At 43.6% G+C, this 19550-nt stretch carries 12 protein-coding genes; 3 read left to right on the top strand and 9 right to left on the bottom strand.

From position 1 onward, the window contains the following. The first annotated feature begins 2 nt into the window (after positions 1–2). Genes ACNURT_RS15990 through ACNURT_RS15980 form a run of 3 tightly spaced genes read left to right on the top strand, consistent with a single transcriptional unit; the run spans position 3 to position 7393 of the window. Positions 3–2948: a beta-galactosidase gene (locus ACNURT_RS15990; protein WP_419698543.1), complete on the top strand. Its 2946-nt coding sequence runs from the start codon at positions 3–5 to the stop codon at positions 2946–2948. Between the two features lie 12 nt (positions 2949–2960). Beyond that, the gene (locus tag ACNURT_RS15985; RefSeq protein ID WP_419698542.1) at positions 2961–4088 is read left to right on the top strand and encodes an acyltransferase family protein; all 1128 of its coding nucleotides are present in this window, start codon (positions 2961–2963) and stop codon (positions 4086–4088) included. Between the two features lie 29 nt (positions 4089–4117). Beyond that, entirely contained in the window at positions 4118–7393 is a 3276-nt protein-coding gene (locus ACNURT_RS15980) for a GH92 family glycosyl hydrolase (RefSeq protein ID WP_419698541.1), read from the top strand. 3 nt (positions 7394–7396) lie between these two features. Here ACNURT_RS15980 and ACNURT_RS15975 read toward each other — a convergent pair whose 3' ends face one another. The 9 genes from ACNURT_RS15975 to ACNURT_RS15935 are packed head-to-tail and all read right to left on the bottom strand — an operon-like array spanning position 7397 to position 19548. Then, positions 7397–7918 (bottom strand): hypothetical protein, encoded by a 522-nt coding sequence (locus ACNURT_RS15975; RefSeq protein WP_419698540.1) that lies wholly within the window; start codon positions 7916–7918, stop codon positions 7397–7399. Further along, on the bottom strand, positions 7911–9182 hold the full coding sequence (locus ACNURT_RS15970; RefSeq protein WP_419698539.1) for a condensation domain-containing protein: 1272 nt from the start codon (positions 9180–9182) through the stop codon (positions 7911–7913). The genes ACNURT_RS15975 and ACNURT_RS15970 overlap by 8 nt, the downstream gene beginning before the upstream one ends. Next, positions 9179–10459: a condensation domain-containing protein gene (locus ACNURT_RS15965; protein WP_419698538.1), complete on the bottom strand. Its 1281-nt coding sequence runs from the start codon at positions 10457–10459 to the stop codon at positions 9179–9181. Before ACNURT_RS15965 ends, ACNURT_RS15970 begins: the two co-directional genes overlap by 4 nt. Beyond that, complete coding sequence (locus ACNURT_RS15960) at positions 10456–11739, bottom strand: condensation domain-containing protein (protein WP_419698537.1); 1284 nt, start codon at positions 11737–11739, stop codon at positions 10456–10458. Before ACNURT_RS15960 ends, ACNURT_RS15965 begins: the two co-directional genes overlap by 4 nt. Before the next feature lie 34 nt (positions 11740–11773). Then, on the bottom strand, positions 11774–12979 hold the full coding sequence (locus ACNURT_RS15955; RefSeq protein WP_419698536.1) for a glycosyltransferase: 1206 nt from the start codon (positions 12977–12979) through the stop codon (positions 11774–11776). A gap of 14 nt (positions 12980–12993) precedes the next feature. Then, the gene (locus ACNURT_RS15950) at positions 12994–14199 is read right to left on the bottom strand and encodes a glycosyltransferase (protein ID WP_419698535.1); all 1206 of its coding nucleotides are present in this window, start codon (positions 14197–14199) and stop codon (positions 12994–12996) included. Between the two features lie 26 nt (positions 14200–14225). After that, positions 14226–14987 carry an alpha/beta fold hydrolase gene (locus tag ACNURT_RS15945; RefSeq protein WP_419698534.1) on the bottom strand — a complete coding sequence of 254 codons (762 nt, stop codon included), beginning with the start codon at positions 14985–14987 and terminating at the stop codon, positions 14226–14228. Further along, on the bottom strand, positions 14978–15277 hold the full coding sequence (locus ACNURT_RS15940; RefSeq protein WP_419698533.1) for an acyl carrier protein: 300 nt from the start codon (positions 15275–15277) through the stop codon (positions 14978–14980). Before ACNURT_RS15940 ends, ACNURT_RS15945 begins: the two co-directional genes overlap by 10 nt. Next, positions 15265–19548, bottom strand: a complete 4284-nt coding sequence (locus ACNURT_RS15935; protein WP_419698532.1) for a beta-ketoacyl synthase N-terminal-like domain-containing protein — start codon at positions 19546–19548, stop codon at positions 15265–15267. The genes ACNURT_RS15940 and ACNURT_RS15935 overlap by 13 nt, the downstream gene beginning before the upstream one ends. Between the last annotated feature and the right edge of the window lie 2 nt (positions 19549–19550).

The following is a 19550-nucleotide window of genomic DNA, read 5'->3' as shown; positions in this document are numbered from 1 at the left end:
TAATGAACAAACGTTTTTATACCGCGCTTTTAGTTTTTGCAATGTTGGTTGTGAGCAACGTGGGTTATAGCCAGATCATAAATGATCATATATTCCCGGCTCAGGAATCAGCTAAATCATTTATCAATTTTGATAGTAAAGGATTTCTAATAAATGGTAAACGAACTTTCCTGGCATCAGCAGGGTTAGACTATGCACGTATTCCACATCAGCTTTGGCATGATAGACTGTTGCGATTAAAACGTGCTGGCTTTAATTGTGTGGAGGTGTATGCCTTTTGGAATTTTCATGAACCTCATGAAGGTAAATTTGAGTTTACCGGCGATCATGACCTGAACGCGTTTTTATCTATCGTAAAAAGTCTGAATATGTATGCTATTGCCCGGGTAGGCCCTTATGCCTGCGCCGAGTGGGATCTGGGTGGTTACCCCTTATGGTTGAAATTTAAACCAGGATTGCGTGTAAGGGAGGACAACCCAGAGTTTGAAAAATACGTCGACCGTTTCTTTGACAAATTATTGCCTATCGTTTTTAATCAGCAGATCAATAAAGGCGGCCCGGTAATTTTAGTACAGTTGGAAAACGAGCATAATAATGGCTGGGGAACTGTTGTCCCCGATAATTATTTTAAACATCTGCAAAGCAAGGCACTAAGTTTAGGGTTGCAGGTGCCCTATTTTTTTAGCGGTCTGCACCACGCCAGCGATCCCGCCGGAGAAGGCTCATTGGATGATCCTAAACGACCTAATCCCTGGTTTTCAACCGAATTTTGGAGTGTGTGGTACTCTCAATATGGAGCTAAGCCAACAGATTCAGCAGTATATGCCCGGCGCACCTGGAAAATATTAGCGCACGGTGGTGGCGGATATAACTATTACATGGCTCATGGAGGCTCGAATTTTGGTTATACCAATAATGATGAAGACGCTGCATCTTATGATTATGGCTCCGCAGTTGGGCAGGCCGGCGATCTCCGGCCTATTTATTACGGCTTTAAACGCGCCGCTTTTTTTGCCCGCAGCTTTCAGGATATATTGGAGAATTGCACCGATGCTACAGCCGCTTATAAAGATATTGCGGTAGATAGCAGTTTAAAAGTAACAGCGAGATCAGCCGACATTGGGGATCTTATATTTTTGGATAATCCAGGTAAAAAAGCACTTAAAGCGGTGGTTAAGGTTGATAACGACATGCCTGTAGCCACTGTAATGCTGGCTCCGGGCGAAATATATCCGCTGGTGCACAATTATATCATCAATAACCAGGTAACACTTAACTGGGCGTTTACACGTATTTACGGATTGGTAAAGCAGGGAAATACTACCACTATTTTGGTCGAAGCCGAAAGAGGTAGTCCTATAATGCTTTATTTTAAGGCGGGAGGAAAAGTAACCATACCTAAAGGAACAACCGGATTTAAAGTAAGTGATGGTAATGTCGATCTGATAACTACTCAAGGGGACAAACCCGGTGAATATACATTTGAAGTGGGGGGACAGCGCGTCCGTATTTTAACAACGGATGCCAAAGCAATGGATAAAACCTGGATCTTGGAGCAGGCCGGTTCAAATATTATCATCAGTGGTGTATCTTACCTGGCTGATGTTAAACTGCAAAATGGTCAGTTGCAAGCCACTGCCGAATATCCTTTAACAGGTAAAAAAGATGGACAAGTTTGGTTATATAAAAGTAATAGTTCATCGTTGTTAAAATCTGTATATCAGCAGGGTATAAAATACAACTCAAACGTAAGTTTATCTCCATGGCAAAATAAGGACGCTTCTGTTTGCGCCGCGCCCGCTTATGATGATACCAACTGGTTTAGTTCTGCTGATCCTCAGCAAATGGGAGCAGATGATAACTTGACGGCCGATGCCTGGTATCGTACCATGGTTGATGTACCGGCATCAGGAAAGTATACTATGCAGGTTGACGGTGGAGATAGAGCTACCGCTTTTGTAGATGGCAGGAAGACCGTTCAATGGAAAGTTAGGGAGGGTGAGGTGACTTTTGATCTGGAAAAAGGCAAACATATGCTGGCTGTATTTACAGCACATGATGGTCGCGATAAATTGGCCGCCTACATTGGATCGATCACCGATGTTGACAAGAAAGGGTTATCGGGCCCGGTTCAGCTTAAACAGGGTGGACCGTTTATATCTACCATCAACAATTGGTATTTTACCCAAGCCGAAAAAGTTATCGACGTAAAAAATAATATCCCGGCATTTGATACCCTTAGCTGGAAAAAGTATAAAATTGGCGATGATGTATTTAACAAACAGGAGGGCTTTGGCTGGTTTCAAACTACGATCCCGGTTCAGGGGGGCAATCCTAATAAGCTTACCATCAATTTCAGGAGTGTAGACGAAGACGCTACCGTATTTATCAATGGTAAACAGGTAGCACAACACAAGGGCTGGAATTTACCTTTTACTGTGGAAATTAATGATACCTCTACACTTAGAAAGCCAATCGTGCTTACGCTATTTATCGAAAACTACTCCAACGAAGGCGGTATAGATCAGCCTGTAAAAGTAAACAGCATTGGTGATGCTACTGTATTACACAATTGGAAAATGTTTGGAGGCCCGGGTAATCCAGATGCCGTTGATGGCTGGAGTAAATTAGCAGGTAAAGCCTCATTTGAGGGTCCGCAATTTTTCCGGTCGCAGTTTACCGTGCCGCAGCCAAAAGGCAAGCATCTGATATGGCGGGTTCATACAGATGGCTTAAGTTACGGCTCGGTTTGGATAAACGGTCATAACCTGGGACGTTACCCCGAAAAAATTGGTAATATCGGCATGTATATACCGGAGTGTTGGTTAAAAGCCGGCATAAATCAAGTGGTAGTTTATGATGAAAATGGTAACCGGCCGGATAAAGTGAGCATACGATCAGAGAAAAAGGCTGGCAGGATAACTTATACACTTCAGGGAAAACTATAAAATTTAAAAGATATGGCTTTAGCAAAAGACAGGTTTATAACACTTGATATTTTCAGGGGCATGACCATCTGCTTCATGATTATCGTAAATGCTCCCGGTTCGGGCGCGGTTCAATGGGCTCCGCTTGATCATGCCGCCTGGTTCGGTTTTACGCCAACCGATCTTGTTTTTCCTTCTTTTTTGTTCGCAGTTGGGAATGCACTGAGTTTTTCCAAAAATAAGTTTGAAAGTAACAGTGCTTTTCTGCGTAAAATAGGCAAACGCACGCTCATCATATTTTTACTGGGTTACCTGATGTACTGGTTTCCCTTCTTTCATCGCGAGGCCGGTGGCTGGGTTTTTAATCCGCTTGGCAATACCCGCATTATGGGGGTATTACAACGTATAGCACTTTGTTACTTTTTTGGTTCGCTTATCGTGCACTATTGCTCAAAGCGTATGGCGGTTATTATCTCGATTTTACTTTTGCTGGGATACTGGGTGTTCTTATTGCTGCTTGGCGAACCCGGTAAAGAGATGACCATGCTGGGCAATGCCGGTACCCGTTTGGATATATTAATTATGGGTAATGCGCATTTATACCACGATAAAGGCGGCCCGATAGCTTTTGATCCGGAAGGTTTACTGAGTACTTTGCCAGCCATTGTAAATGTAATAGCTGGTTACCTGGCAGGAGCCTATATTCAACGTAAAGGGCGTAATTATGAATCGGTAGCAAAGTTATTAATAGCCGGAGTTTGTCTCATAGGCATAGCGTTGTTCTGGGCGCAGTTTTTTCCGTTGGCTAAAAAGTTATGGACAAGCACCTTTACCCTGCTTACTATTGGGATCGATCTGGTGATCATTGGGGTACTGATCTATGCCATTGAATTAAAGAATATCAAACGCGGTACCAACTTTTTCCTGGTTTTTGGCCGGAATTCATTGGCAATATACCTGCTGTCAGAATTGTTGTTTACCGTTATTTCGACTGTTTGGGTAAAGCCAAACCTCAGCTTTTATGATTGGATAAACCAGGTATTTTACCAGCCGCTTTTCCCGGGAGCATTTGGTACACTGGTTTTTGCTTTATGTTATATGATGCTTTGCTGGCTGGTAGGTTATATGATGGATAAAAGAAAGATCTATATCAAAATATAAGTTTACGTATGTGTGAAATGTACTCTCTTATGAAAAAGGCAGTTTGGCTGCTGTTGTTATCGTTTGTTATTACCATTAATGTAAATGCACAGAACCGGTCTAATTTATCATACGTAAATCCATTCATCGGGACTACCAAAAGCGGCGTACTCACCCATTGGGGAGGCGATGGCGGTACATATCCCGGTGCAGTGGCCCCATCGGGTTTTATCCAGATCAGTCCGGAAACACGGGTTACAGGAGCCAGAGGGTATAACTACACCGATTCATCCATTTACTATTTCAGCTGTTTTGGACATCATAGTGGCTTTCCAGAAGGTTCGGCAGGGCGTTTATTTATTATGCCTGTGACGGAAGGACGTGATTTTGAACCGGGTATGTATAAAAGTCGCTTTTCGCATCAGAATGAGATAGCGCGTCCGGGATATTACCGGGTAAAATTTACCGATAATGATATCATAGCAGAAGCAAGTGCATCCACCCGCACGGGAATATTGCGTTTTACATTTCCGGCTAAAACAAAGGCACAGGTTTTTATTGGGAATGCAGGAGATATCACCATCATTTCCGGAAAAGTGATACATGGAGCGGCGCTAAACACAGTGATCAATTTGAGTGAGGCTTTTAGCGAAAAGAAAAAGATAAAAGATGGCTATTTGTTTACTTTTAAGACCACCACTGTCGCAAAAGTTATTGAACTTAAGCTGAGCACATCAACTGTAAACTTTGCAAGTGCTCAAAATAATATCGATAAGGAAATAGCCAAATTAAGTTTTAAGGCTTTTATTGCACGTACAGCCGGTGATTGGACTAAACAATTATCTACCGTAGATATAACCGATACCAGCAAAAATAATAAAACCATATTTTATACCGCCCTTTACCATTCGCTATTGATTCCCTGGGTAATTTCTGATGTGGATGGTAATTATCGCGGAGATGACGGAGCCGTTCATCATGCTTCGGGTAAATATCAATATGGTGGATTTTCTCCATGGGATACCTTCCGGTCATTGCACCCCTTATTGAGTTTGCTGTATCCCGAAAAGCAGAATGATATTATTTTATCGATGCTGGATATTTATAAACAAACAGGTCATTTACCCACGGAGAGTATGACAGGCAATCATGCTATACCTATTATTGTAGACGCTTATTTAAAAGGCATCACCGGCTTTGATAAAGCACTGGCTTATAAGGCCATGAAAAGTAATATTGTCGACTCGCCTTTTGTGCAGGGGGATATGCCTATATACCACCGTTTAGGTTATGTGCCGTATACCAATTCTGAATCGGTAACCCGTACAGTGGAATATGCTTACGATGACTGGGCGCTATCGCAGTATGCCAAAGAGGTAATGCATAATGAGGCCGACTATCAGCTTTTGTGGGATAGGGGTTTAAATTATCGAAATCTATTTCATCCCGACGACTTGTTTTTACTACCACGATCAGGAAATGATTTTAAGCTAAACCCCGGTATGTCGGGTTATAAAGAAGGGGACAAGTGGGTGTATTCCTATTTTGTGCCGCACAATGCCAAAGACCTGGTGAACCTTATGGGCGGTAATAAAGCGTTTTCTGATCGCTTAGATTCTACTTTAAGAAATGATATTATACTGTTTGATAATGAAACAGTTATACATCTGCCTTATTTGTTTAATGCAGCCGGACGACCAGACCTTACACAGGCCTGGTGCAGGGATATTATGCTGTTGCGATATAAAAACCGACCAGAGGGTTTGCCTGGGAATGATGACCTTGGTGCTATGTCAAGCGCCTATATATTTAATGCATTAGGGATTTTCCCGGTAAGTCCTGGCAAGCCGTTATATGCTATAGGAGCGCCATTATTTCAAGCTGTAACCCTGCATTTGGCTACTCATAAAACGTGGACAATTGAGGCTAAAAACCAATCGGCTGGCAACAAATACGTAAGTTCTTTAACCGTTAATGACAAGGCATATGAACAATTGGTTTTACCTCATGCAACTCTCGCCAATGGCGGTATAATGCGGTTTACCATGAGCAATAACGTGCAAAACTGGCCTGCGGATAAAGATCCAATCGCGTTATCAGAAACAAAAACCTCATCGGATATAAAAGTTATCAATTATAGCTTGCAGAAAACCCAAGTTGAACCGAATGAGCAATTATGGCTGAGGTTTACAGCACAGAATAAGGGGGCGGCAGGTACCAAGAACATCAGAATATATGCTGACGGAAAGGTCATCGCCAACAAAAACTATCTTGTTCAACAAGGAAGTGGGATTACTGATTCTATTAGCTGCAGATTATACAGATTAGGAAAAACAACAATAGGTTTAAATGATGCAGGGAGGAATATTGTAGAGGTTAATGAACCCAAACAGCCGGTACAGCATCCTTTTGAAATATATGGGATCAATAGCAGGCCCTTAATACATTGCGACAGCCAGCAGCAAATCAATTACACAATTAGAAACCTGACCGGCAAGGATCAGTCATTTTCTATCCCTGTAAAGTTGAATAACACCCTTTTGTATACTGATCATTTGCAACTCGCTCCGGGAGAAAGTGAGACCCGGAGTCATCATTTTGAAGATAAAGTGGCTGGGGTTAAGGATTTATATATCAATGATGTATCATCAGTATATAAAGTATTTGGTGATGATACAGGTTCGCTATTACTTGATCTTTCACTCGTTGCAAAAGATAATGATCAACCTATTTCAGATCATTCAGGATTTGAGAACAACGCGCATATCATTCATTCCAAACCCCTGGAAGTCGGAAAAGGAAAAAGGTTATTACTGGGTGATCATTGTTTTGTAGAAGTACCAAATGCGCCGAGCCTGGATAAGCTGGAGCAGAGCATCACCATGATGACCTGGGTATATCCAGAAGGCAAAGGAATAGGACTGGTAGATATGCTTACCAAAGGCGATACCCATGTTTTGCAAATGAGCAATAACGAAACGCTTACCTTTTTTGCCGGTGGCTGGGGACGGGGTGATTGTACCGTAAAGCTTCCCGCAAACTGGAGACAGAACTGGCACCATATTGCTGGTGTTTGTAATGGTAATGTACTGTCTGTGTACATCGATGGCAAATTGGTAGGTACATCTACAGTAGAGGGGCCCGTGAACTTATCGGTAGACAATAGATGGCAATTAGGGCGCAATGAAGAGTTTCCTTCAGAAAGAATATTTCATGGCTATATGGACGGCATCAAGATTTTTGCCCAGCCATTATCAGCCGTTGAAATCCAGGATATTTTTAATAAAGAGCAAAGCAATTATAAGAACGAACCTGAAAATGAATAAGCTTTAAGCTGATACAGGAACTTCAACCTGTTTAGACATATACCTTCTTAGTTTCCTGATAGGGAAATAGGTAAACATGATAGAATATGCCGCCGCCAATGTACCATCAAGATATGCCATTATTGGCCCGTTGAATTTATAGTGAGCGGGTAAACTTACTTGTGCAATTAACATCACCGCTAAAACAATCAGCAGTGTACTTACACCATTGATAATAGCTGTTTGCATAGCAAATTTATTTTTATTCAGGTCATCACTGATGGTTAAATCAATGGCCCCTTGTTCAACGGCGAGTATCGTCTTTTTAAGTATATCCAGACTAAGGATAAATGGTAAAAACAACGACATGGGCAGCGTAAGCCTGGCCAGGCTTTGTTCTCCCTCAAACAGATGAGTATAGCCTAATTTTGCAAAGCTGGCGTAAGCAATAATGGTATTAAAAAAAATATTAGGTATAATGTATTGCAGCAGTTTCTTTTGTGCAAACCGTTTTAAGGTAGTTTTTTGTATTGGTTTTTCAGGCATGCGATAATTGCTGTAAGTTGGCAAATAACAGTTCCATCGCTGCAGCTTTTATTTTTAAAGCCTCTGCCTCCTCAAGGAAATTATCATTTGACATAAAAGTGAAATCCATCCTGTTTTTAAAAGTGGTGGTCACCAGTGTATTCGGGTTGCGCCAGGGGAAAGCAACCGTTGGGCTATAAATAGTTTCTACTTCAAATGATTGGTATTTTTCAGGAATGGTAAGTCTGCCCATGTTTGATAAGGTAACGTCATGTGAGCCATCTGTAGTCTTTAAAAACCCGATCATTCGTTTTACTGTTTTGTGCATGTATTCGCCCATCCATAACATTTCATAGGCGTTCATGTTTTCAATTTTGGTGGTCAAATCGGTTTTTATTTTGCGCGCCTGATCCCAGAAACCCATGTCAGTGTTTTTATCAACGGTCAATTCTACAATAGGCGCGAAAGCAAACATCGTATCGGGCTTTATCTCGGGGATAAAACGTCTGATATCTACCGGACTAATCACTTTTCCGCGGGCTTTACCCCCCCTCACTTTCTGAAATGCTTTTAAAAAAGCTACACATAAAGCAGCATGTACCGATGTACCGGCATTTTTGCATGCTTCGGCTATGGCAAGGGTGTGTTCTTCATCCAGTTTCCAATGTATGGCGTAGTTTCTTCCAGGCTCAAATTTACTTCTGGTACTTTTAAACAGGAAAAATAGTCTGCCTAAAAAAGAGTAGATCCGGCCTTTACGTTTATTTTTAGCAATATCAAAGCTATCAGGCATTAACTCCTGTACCGAATTGAATGGTGCGTATGTATCCAGTTCCTGCTCAGGGTTATCCAATAAACTCAATATTTCCTTAAGTAAAGCTACGCAGGTGCCGCCATCACAAACACAATGCGGCATCACCAGTAAAAGCTCAGATACAGTGGTCGATCTTATCCAGACTATGCGGGCTAATGGTACATTTTCACCATCAAAGAGCTTATACCATTCTGTTTCCGATTCCTTTAACCAGTCATCATCGGTAACGCGTTCGGCTATGCGTACAGGGATGGACCGAACTTGTTCATTGGTTATGAAATAGGGGTCACCTTTTTGTTCCTCATCTATCCGTACACGTAAAAGCGGGTGTTTTTGCTGAACTTTTGCAAGGGCGGTATGCAGGTTTTCGGCATTAATGCTACCTGCTATTTTGACGGTAAATACACAATTAAGCGGCGTAGACGCGTCTACGTGCATAATTCTTTCCACCATCATTAATTTTCTTTTCATGCTACGGCTACCGCTATGTTACCAATCTGTTCTTTAATCATTGCTATCATCTTATCTTTTATAGCCAGGGCATCTTCATACGGCACAAAACCCTCACTGGCAATAAATGAAAAGTCCATTTGGCCGCGATAGGTAGATGTTACCATAGTGGTGGTATTACCTAATGGCCCAATCACCGCCGGACTGAATATCGTTTCTAACTCAAAGTTGCGATATTGATACGGGATATCGATTTTACCCAGGTTGGAAAACATGCAATCATTTGTTGATTTTCCGTTTTTAAGCAAATTAGTAAAGTTATCCATAGCAGAGTGCGCCGATTCCATCATCATCATAGTGGCATAGGGGTCAAGTTTAGCCGATTTTTTGTCGACATCTTTTTGCATCGCCTTAACATTGTCTAAAAAATTCAAACCTGCATGTGCCGAAAGTACGATCATCAAACCAAACGCGAATAGCTGATCTTTTTTGATTTCGGGAGCAAATCTCCGAATATCAACCGGGCACGAAACCTTGTTATGCGCCTGGTCTTTCCTCACCTGTTTAAAGGCTTCCAGTAACACCCCACACAACATGGTATTTACCGTAATGCCAGCCGATTTACAATAAACGATCAGGTCTTTACTCAGGCTTTCATCAAATTTCCAGTGGATCAGGTAATCCCTTTTCCTATCGACCGGGTTTTTCTTTACCGGCATCAGCTTCAGCGCTACGGCGGCCAACCCACCAATCATTTTAGCCTTTATCTGTTTCGCTTTGTTATTTAAAATAGCCGGAGGAATAATATCTTCCATGCCTTTTATCGGATTTTCTTTGCCTATATCTGTAGTCGGATCGTCTAAAAGCTGTAGCAATTCAGCTAATATGCTCATGGCCGAACCTCCATCGCATAAGCAATGATGGATGGTGATGATCATATCTGATGTAGTATCGCCTTTTATCCATACCACGCGTAAAAGCGGACCTTTGTCCGTATTAAACGGAGTAAGCAATTCTCTGTGTGATTCTGTTTGCCAATCGTTATCACTTAACTGATCTATTATCCTCACCGGAATCTTAACTGGTTTTGCCAGGTCGATAACAAACCATGGCCGTTGTTGATCATCATTCTGCACAAAGGCATTCAGCCAGGGGTGTTTTTCCTGTACTTTCCCTAAAGCGAAATGCAGGTCGGCCTCCGCAAAAACGCCGCGCAGTCTAAATGGTATAACGCCATTGAAAGGCAGTGTACCGTCGCCGTGCAACATTCTTTCGCCAAATAGTAGTTTTCTTCTCATGCTACACTAAGTTCTTCTGTTGTTCCGGTTAATGTAGAAATTGTTTCCATCATTTTATCCTTGATAGCTAAGGCGTCCTCATAAGTAAGGCTCCCTTCATTGCTAATGAAAGAAAAATCCATCTCTCCACCATAAGTGGTTGTTGTAAACGCGGTAGCATGCCCTTCAGGTACCATAACTGAGGGGCTAAATATGGTTTCCACCTCAAAATGTTTATAATGCTGCTGTATATCCAGCTTACCCAGGTTAGAAAACATGCAATCTTTATTCGCTTTCTGGTTCCGTAAAAATTTAACTATTTTAGGTAGTGACCCGTGAGCGGCTTCTAACAGCATGATAAGTTTATACGGATCAAGTTTAGCCATTTTGCTTTCGATGTCATTTTGCATAGCCCGCGCGTTGCTGAAAAAATCAAGACCCGGAAAAGCTGTTACCAGTATCATTAAAGGAAAAGCAAAAATGTTATTCTTTTTTATCTGCAGATTAAAATTGCGGATATCAACAGGGCACATGATCTTATTGAGTGCTTTTTCTTTGAGAACCTGTTTAAAGGAATCTAAGAGGATGGCACACATGATGGTGTTTACCTTGATCCTTTCTGACTTGCAGCAGGCCAGCAGGGCCGAGCTAAGCTCCTGATCAAGCCGCCAATGGATCAGGAAATCCCTTTTTTTCTCTACTTGTTTATCTTTTGATGGTATAAGCGACAAGGCTATTGAAGCCATGCCAAATAGCAATTTGGCCATAAACTGGTGTATCTTATTATTCAGCATCGCCGGCGGAACAATATCGCCAATACCGGATATGGGAGCCTCGACAGCTATGCGGGCATCAGGATCATCCAGAAATTGCAAAAACTCTTCGAGCATTACCAATGCCGAACGGCCATCAAAAAGACAATGGTGCATGACCAGCAAAATTTCCGAAACCGGTTCGCCTTTGATCCATACCAGGCGCATCAGCGGTTCCCGGTAACTGTTAAAAGGTACCGACCACTCCTTTACCGATTCTGTTTGCCAATCATCATTATCTATACGTTCCATAATACGTATTGGGATATTAACCTGGCGTTCGTCATCAACTACAAACCAGGGCTCTCCATTCTTGTCATTTTGTACCACTGCATTTAGCATGGCATGTGTTTTTTGCAGACTTGCCAGCGCCACCCGGATGTCTGTTTCTGAAAAATTACCGCGTAATCGTACCGGTAAAAGCGCGTTAAATACGTAGTTCCCATCTCCATGCATAACGCGTTCAATCAAAAGTAATTTTCTTCTCATAGGCAACAAATTGGTCAAAGGTTTAGGTTGGTGGTTAGTTCAAAGGCGCCAGGACAGATTCTGCAGCAGCAAAATCTTCCAGCAACTGTACGGCCTTATCATTACCACCGGCGGCTACAAAGGTCTCATTTACCTTTATGGCAGCCTCACGATATTTTGGATTTTGTAACAGTTCAAAAACGGTATCGCGCAGATCAGCAATACGCAAACGTTTGTACCGTATGCTTATACCAGCACCTGAGTTCTCGATCAGTTTTGCTGTGTGAAAATGATCATAGGCGATAGGAGTGATCAGCATAGGCAATCCGTTAATAAATGTGTCATTTACGGTATTAAAACCACCATGGCAGATCACCGCGTCCATGTGCGGCATCAGCTCGGTTTGAGGTACAAAGCCGTTTACGATAAAGTTATCTGGCCATACCTCAAAAATATCAGGATTGGTGGCGGCTACTATAGTTACCGGCTGATCTGCAAAAGCGGTTATCAGTTTCTGGAAAAATTCCTTGCGGATGTCAACCAGCAATGTACCTAAAGATACAAATACCTTTGGTGTAGTAGCCTTTGCCAGCCTCTCCCAGTCAAAAGCGGCATTATTGGGCCTGCCTTTTACGGGGCCCACAAATTTCATATGCGGTTCTGCTACATCAAAGCCCGCGAAGGCTTGTGAAGTAAATACCATATTAAGTTTATGTGAGTGTATAACGATCTCATCGCCATAAACGCCAAATTCCTGCTGCAAGCCTTTTACCAGGTTTTGCTGCCATTCGAAAATTTTAGGGGCACTGTTGGCGGTATCGCCCATCACATCTGGTGGTACAGGTGTAGTTGTTACCGATGGGATGCCTTTAATATGGGCACATAAAGCGCCTGCAAAGGTTATACAATCATTAATGATCACATCGGGTTTCCAGGCATCTACAAAATTGCTTAGTCCTGGCATCATGATGCGGGCAAATGGAACGTAAGTTTCCTCCAAAGCCAACTTCATAACCTCCGGACCTGAGCAGGCCGGACCATCGTCCTGACGTTTCAGGATCCGGTTTATTTCGTCCAGGTGCGGTTCCAGTTCGGCTTCAGGATATATGAACTCGCCGCCGGCAGGGATATGTTTATCAGCCAGCGGTGTAATACCCAGCCATTTTACTTCATGGCCACGAGCAATAAGACTTGCACCGATGCTTAATGTTGGACTGATATGCCCGAAAAATGGTGGAACAACAAATAAAAATTTTGCCATGGTAGATGGTAGCGTTAGTTTTTTAATATTTCTAATGATTGTTTTGCAGCGGCTTGTTCAAGCATATCTGCCGCAGTCTCCGTTCCGCCGGCTTCTATGAACGATCTTTTGATCGTTTCGGCGGCGGTTTTATAATCAGGGTTGTTCAATACTGTGTTAACTGCTTCTTTCAGGTGATGAGCTTTAAAGCGATTAAAGTTCAAGCGTTCACCGGCACCAGTGCGCACCACGCGGCCTGCCACATGCGATTGATCATAGGCAATAGGAATAACCACCATAGGTAAACCATTAGACAGGGTTTCGCAAACGGTATTATGCCCGCCATGGCAAACTACGGCATTTAAATGAGGCAGCAGATCAAGCTGGGGCACATGGCGTTGTACAATAAAGTTGACAGGCCATTGTTCAAACAAATCGGGATCAGAAACCACTACGGCGGTAATATCCTCGTTGCCAAAAGCTTCTATCACCTTGGCAAAGAAGCTCTTTTTATGCTCGTGGTCAAAAGTAGTACCTATGCTGATCAGTATTTTAGGATTGTCGCTTTCTTTCAACCTATCCCAATTAAAGGCCGTTTTGGTAGCCGGGCGATTAATTACAGGGCCGGTAAAACGGTAGTTGGGTGTTAACTCCATATCGCCAAAAAAGGCCTGTGAAGTAAGCACCATGGTTAACAGATCAGAGCAAACTATTGGAGTGTCAGCGTCAACGCCAAACTCCCGCTGCAAGCCTATTACCTGGTTCATTTCCCATTCATGTATTTTGGGCAGTTCCTCCATTACTTTGATAGCAGCGGGAGCAGTTACCGAAGTAGCATAGGGTATCCTTTTGTTAGTAGCTGCAATAGCGCCGGCAAACATCTGGTGATCAGTGATAACCAGGTCCGGTTCAAATTGATCAAGCAAATAGGCAATACCATCATAGCTATGGCGGTTAAGGGGGATCAGTACCTCTTCATACAGGAATTTAAGACTATCAATGCCATAAACTATCTTTTTGGTGATAATATCCAGGTATTGTTCGCTTTCCCGTTTCTGCTGATCATTTTCATCGTAACTGATGTGGAGCAACTCGCCGCCTGTGGGGAGTTTGGCAGCTAATGACTCATCGAGCGTTATCCAGCCTACGCGGTGGCCGCGTTCTAATAGAACAGCGCCCATGCTTAGTGTAGGGTTGATATGCCCGGTTAAAGGTGGTACTATAAATACAAACTTCGCCATAGGTATATGTTTTTCGCGGGTAAAGTTTAATTCCTAAAAAATGTATTGATCATATTACCAATCAATACAGGTTCCTGTATTGGTATGTTATGGTCACCAGGCACAGGGGTAAGCTCTGACGTTTTTATTTTTTCATTCAACTCTTTGCCGGTTTCCAGGCAATTGGAATCGGTTCCGTAAAGTAATAAGGTAGCCTTGTTCAAAAGCATGATCTGCGGGTCGTCCAAAAAATCCTTTTCGGCTATCATATCACTTTTGATACTGGTTTGGTAAAACAGGTATTCATACATGCGATGGTTACGTTCCATCTGCCGTTTACCCATCTTTACTTTGGTTGTGTCGGTGAAGTTTTCCACGTAATGCTCCAAAAACTCGCGGCTATAATCATCAATAATACCACGTGCTTTCTCGTCTTTAGGATCGGGCGCTTCAATAACCACCAGCTTTTTGACCTTTTCTGGAAAGCGCAAGGCCATTTTCAAGGCGATCAATCCGCCAAAACTATAGCCGGCCAGGTATACCGAATCTAAATTTAAAGCTTCCATCAGGGCATTCAGATCGTCGGTCATGCTGTTCAGATCATAGCCATGCAGGGTACGTTCGCTCATGCCATGACTTTTCAGATCGTACATCACCACGTGGAAATGCTCGGCCAGAATGGGTGCTATATTAAAATAATAAACAGACAGGTTACTGAACATGCCATGAACCAGTAGCACGGTTTCGGCCGCACCTTTGTTAAGTTCCTGGATATGTACATCCCTGTTATTTACTTTGATTACTGGCATTCGTAAATGTAATTGATGATCATACCTAAGTTCAAATTAATCAGCTGATCAAGATCCATGGATGACAACCATCCGGTAAAATCGATCTGGTCACCAAAATGCGCTTTAATTTTTTCGGAAAAAGACACAATCTCGATGCTGTCCATTTCAAGGTCTTTAGTGAAAGAACTTTCGGGGATGATATCCATTTCCTCTACAAATTCCTCACCTATAACTTCGGTGATGAATTGTTTCATCAGATCAAATATTTCTTCTTTGTTCAATTTTCCTGTTGATGCTACTGTGTCCATCCGATTATGTAGTTTTTATGTTTTAATGTTTTGATGTAAATGTCATTAATGCGTAGTTCGTCGCCTTTGATCTCCTCAACTACGTATGCTTTGGGATTACCCTGCAGGCCTTTGCCCAGGTATTTGCCATAAGCCTCTTTAGCCACCCAAAAGCGGGTTGCCCATTCGGCTGCATCCTTGCCTTGCAGTAAGGCGCTTTCTGCCTCAGTAAATACCATATCAAAAAAGCCTGTGCCACGGTCTTCGATGGTTTCTATATCGATACCGACGGGTTTATCATATTGTGCTATGCCAACCGCGTCGGTACCTTTATGGGCGATAGATATATGGATACCATCAGCCAAACCGCCACTTGGATATGGCTTACCTAGTTCATCAGCCTTTATCTCAAAGGTGATAGGATAGCAGGCCTGCAGTTTTTGTTTATTGAGCAGGTTCCGCACAGCATCTTTTACCGCCACACGGCTGATCATCCAGATCTTGCGTTTGTTAGGCATCAGGGTGTTGTGATGCTTTTTCTCATCCTGGTTAAAGTATCGTTTCAGGATAAAATCCCAGGATACCACACGTGAATACGCCTGGTGGAACATGAATATACCCGGCGCTATCTCTTCCGATAAACGGTTATGCAATGGCGACATAGATACGTTCCAAAGTGGTTCGTCAATTTCCAATCGGCGGTTTTGCCAGCCGGTAATAATGGCCCAGATCTTGCCGTCGCGTTTCATTACGAAATCAGCAGTAGCAAACTCATCGTTTAGTTCAGTCAGTACGCAGGTACATTCAAACTGACCCTTTTGATCCTCCATTGGTTCAAAAAACTCGATATCCTGAATTTTTACAGGGAATGCGATACGATCTTTGGTCAGCGTTAATTGCAGCCATAAACCGAATAGTTGCCCCGCATTATCCAGCAGAGAGCCTTTACCAGCATCACCTTCAATAATACCCGTGATGCCTTTTTTGCCTACAGCGGTTAAGGAGCGGATACCCTGGTAACGCGGGCCGTGGAACATGTGCGCGTCATAGATCTGTTCGGCTGTGCGCTGAATGTCCAGCAGTTCGCCTACGTCAAAATGCCTGTCTGGTGCCGGGCTAAGTTCGCGGGCCAGTTGTACTTCGGCATTGGCGAATTTATCCAGGTCGAGGTAAACGCGTTGCTGATCTTTCCACTCGCCGGTAACGGTTTCGCGGAAGGGTTTTACTACGTTCATCCACTGGAACACCTTAATGTTCATGATCTTTTGCACCTGTTCGCCAGGCGATTGTTCGGCAGCTATTTCGCCAAACATTTCAAATATCATAGTCATCGGTATCACCGGATCCATATCTTCTACGCAATGCCAGCCTTTGGGTTGACGAAGCAGGGAATGGTCAATCAAGTAAGGACAGTTATCAAGGGAAACGTCCAATTGTTTAGAAAAAGAAACCCGTTTTGCCGGAGCATTAGTTGCCGTTTGCGGTGGTGCCGCAGGAGGCGAGGGAGCAGAAACAGGCAATGATGTTGTAGCTCTTGCCACAGGTTGTGCAGGCCTGTTCTGGAAAAGCTGCATCATCTCGTTCTGGATGCTCACCATTTCCGCTACGTTTTCGCTGAAGGCCCGCATAATCGGGTCGGCGACATCAACCAGCATAGCTTCATGGTTTACAGGAACCTTTTGTTTAACTGTGGCAAGATTTTTCAGTCCGGCAAGGTCATGTATAATAGGTGATCCCAACTCCAGTTTAATGCCTTTTGTTTTAACCGGCGAAGAGGTCTTTTGACGACCCATAAAATCTAACCCAACTTCTTTACCTTCCACAAATAAGGCTGCCAATACCCTTTGTAGCTGGTTTAAACCCGGGCGTGTAGGTACGTTTGATGCTATGGTGCTGAAGCTTTTACCTTTTAAAGTATCGTCGATAAAGCCAATAAGTCCGCCGGAGCCAACCTGTATAAAAACACGGGCGCCTTCGCTATATAGTTTTTCGGTAAGCTCACGGAAACGCACCGGCTTAATGAGGTGCTCGGCACTTAGCTGCCTGATGGCCTCAAAACCTTCCGGGTAAATATCCAGTGTGGTAGCCGACCATAATGGCGTGGTGGTTTTGCGGAACTGCATATTGCGCATTCCGTCCAATATTAAATCTAGTTTATCAGCCACAAAAGGGGAGTGGAAGCCCGATTGAAATGGCAGTATCTGGTGAAATATCTGTTTTGCTTTTAATATCGGCACCAACTCATCTAACGCGGGTTTGCTGCCGCAAAGGATCACCTGCTGCGGGCAATTATCGTTCGATAGGTATACATCTTTAATGCCGGCCATAATAGGCTCCAACTGATCTATACCGCAACCTACGGCTATAAAACGGGAATCTTTTAGTTCGAATGTCTCAGGATTCAATACATCCAACAATTCCAGTACCGAACTTTCCTCGGCCAGTTCTGATGAACGTGCCGCCAGCCATTCGCCCAGGCTGTGTCCGGCGTTCATATCTGGTTTTACGCCCAATTGTTTAAGGGCTGTATCCAGGATACTACTTTTGTTGAGTATGCCTAACGCTTCGCTTAATAAGCCGTCAGCTTTGGTATCGTTATCTTGTGCAATGTTAAAGTAGCTGGATACGGTTGAAATCTCACCGCCTGCTAATCCATCCAAACCAGGAAACACAAAGGCCACTTTACCGCCATCATTTAGCAATGGGGCATTGGTATACCAGATATCCTGTTTATTGCGCCATGGATTGTTTTTGGCAGCTATTTTGGTTGCTTTTTTTATTCTTTCGGGTGTTGGGTCAAATAAGGCTATGCGGAAATTGCCTTTACCTTCGCTAAAGTCTCCTGTCTCCAGTGCGGTGATCAATGCATCGTGAGTTTCACGGGCAAGTAGCAACACTTCGTCTTTTTTAGGAGCATTAAAGCCCTCTAATACCACGTGAGCATTAATACCACCAAAACCAAAAGCATTTACACCGGCAAATTTGGGCAAACCTGATGCCGACCAGCTACGGGATGCTTGTACCGGTGAAAATCGGGTTTTTTCCATTTGGGCCAGTGGCGTTTCGCAATGCAGGGTTGGAGGCAAAGTATCATGATACAAAGCCAAACAGGTTTTAATGAAACCCGCGATACCCGCGGCCGGCATGGCATGACCGATGTTTGATTTTACAGACCCGATACCTGCATCAGGCAATTCGGGATGGTGGCCAAAAAACTGGGCCAGGGTTTGCAGCTCGGTTTTATCGCCGAGTGGAGTACCTGTGCCATGAGCTTCCAGGTAACCAATTTTATCTGTCGGTACACCGGCATTTTCCCAGGCCTGTTCAATAGCTTTAAGCTGACCTTTTACCGCCGGGCTCATCACGCTGGTGCCGCTGCCATCGCTGCTTACACCAACGCCTTTTATTACGGCGTAAATTTTGTCTTTATCGTTTATGGCATTTTCCAGGCGTTTTAAAACCACAAAACCACAGCCTTCTCCAATGATCAAGCCATCGGCTGCCGCGTCAAAAGGTTTTATTTTTTCCTGGCGGGATAGTGCCCCCAATTGTGAAAATATGCTCCAGAAAGCGGCATTTTGCCCGGTGTGCACACCTCCGGCTATCACCATATCGCAACGGCCGCTATTCAGCTCCTGTACACCATGGTCAATCGCGATCAGCGAGCTGGCGCAGGCAGCATCCAATGTAAATGCCACGCCGCCAAGATTTAAGCGGTTAGCTACCAGCGATGCCACCAGGTTGGGGATAAGCCCCATAGCGGTATCGGCGCTAAAACGCCCTTTGCGTAACTGGAATTCTTGTTTTACTTTTTCTACTTCGGCATCGCCCAAACCGGGCAATATTTCTTTTAATAAGGAAGCGATTTGCTCGCCGGTACGTACTATTTCAATGGCACGGGTTGCACCGGGGCCTGTATAGTTACCTTTGCCAATAATGATACCCGTTTTATCGAGCGTGGCGTTACGGGCAAATACACCCGCGTCTTCCAATGCTTTATAGGCCAGGTCCAGCGTGAGCAAATGATCGGGCTCGGTGCCTTCAACGGCTACCGGCAGAATGCCGAAACGGCGAGGGTCAAATTCGTAATCGGGAATAAAGCCACCGCGGTTACAGTAAAAACGATCTACAGCCGACCCCTCTTTACTAAAATGCACCGGATCAATACGATCCGGTGGCACTGTCTGGGTTGAGTCGACCCGGTTAATTATATTTTGCCAGAAGGTTTCTACATCGCCCGCTCCCGGAAAAATGCATGACATCCCTATTACTGCTACATCCGTTTTCTTCATAT

It is taken from the genome of Mucilaginibacter sp. NFX135 (genome assembly GCF_048565145.1).
Lineage (GTDB): Bacteria > Bacteroidota > Bacteroidia > Sphingobacteriales > Sphingobacteriaceae > Mucilaginibacter.
The sequence above is the reverse complement of the archived record's forward strand: the minus strand, read 5'-3'. Positions and strand labels throughout refer to the sequence as shown.

What these genes read in the sequence shown, in the direction of transcription:
- ACNURT_RS15990 (WP_419698543.1), top strand. Translation starts at nt 3, where the DNA reads ATGAACAAACGTTTTTATACCGCGCTTTTAGTTTTTGCAATGTTGGTT.
- ACNURT_RS15985 (WP_419698542.1), top strand. Translation starts at nt 2,961, where the DNA reads ATGGCTTTAGCAAAAGACAGGTTTATAACACTTGATATTTTCAGGGGC.
- ACNURT_RS15980 (WP_419698541.1), top strand. Translation starts at nt 4,118, where the DNA reads ATGAAAAAGGCAGTTTGGCTGCTGTTGTTATCGTTTGTTATTACCATT.
- ACNURT_RS15975 (WP_419698540.1), bottom strand. Translation starts at nt 7,918, where the DNA reads ATGCCTGAAAAACCAATACAAAAAACTACCTTAAAACGGTTTGCACAA.
- ACNURT_RS15970 (WP_419698539.1), bottom strand. Translation starts at nt 9,182, where the DNA reads ATGAAAAGAAAATTAATGATGGTGGAAAGAATTATGCACGTAGACGCG.
- ACNURT_RS15965 (WP_419698538.1), bottom strand. Translation starts at nt 10,459, where the DNA reads ATGAGAAGAAAACTACTATTTGGCGAAAGAATGTTGCACGGCGACGGT.
- ACNURT_RS15960 (WP_419698537.1), bottom strand. Translation starts at nt 11,739, where the DNA reads ATGAGAAGAAAATTACTTTTGATTGAACGCGTTATGCATGGAGATGGG.
- ACNURT_RS15955 (WP_419698536.1), bottom strand. Translation starts at nt 12,979, where the DNA reads ATGGCAAAATTTTTATTTGTTGTTCCACCATTTTTCGGGCATATCAGT.
- ACNURT_RS15950 (WP_419698535.1), bottom strand. Translation starts at nt 14,199, where the DNA reads ATGGCGAAGTTTGTATTTATAGTACCACCTTTAACCGGGCATATCAAC.
- ACNURT_RS15945 (WP_419698534.1), bottom strand. Translation starts at nt 14,987, where the DNA reads ATGCCAGTAATCAAAGTAAATAACAGGGATGTACATATCCAGGAACTT.
- ACNURT_RS15940 (WP_419698533.1), bottom strand. Translation starts at nt 15,277, where the DNA reads ATGGACACAGTAGCATCAACAGGAAAATTGAACAAAGAAGAAATATTT.
- ACNURT_RS15935 (WP_419698532.1), bottom strand. Translation starts at nt 19,548, where the DNA reads ATGAAGAAAACGGATGTAGCAGTAATAGGGATGTCATGCATTTTTCCG.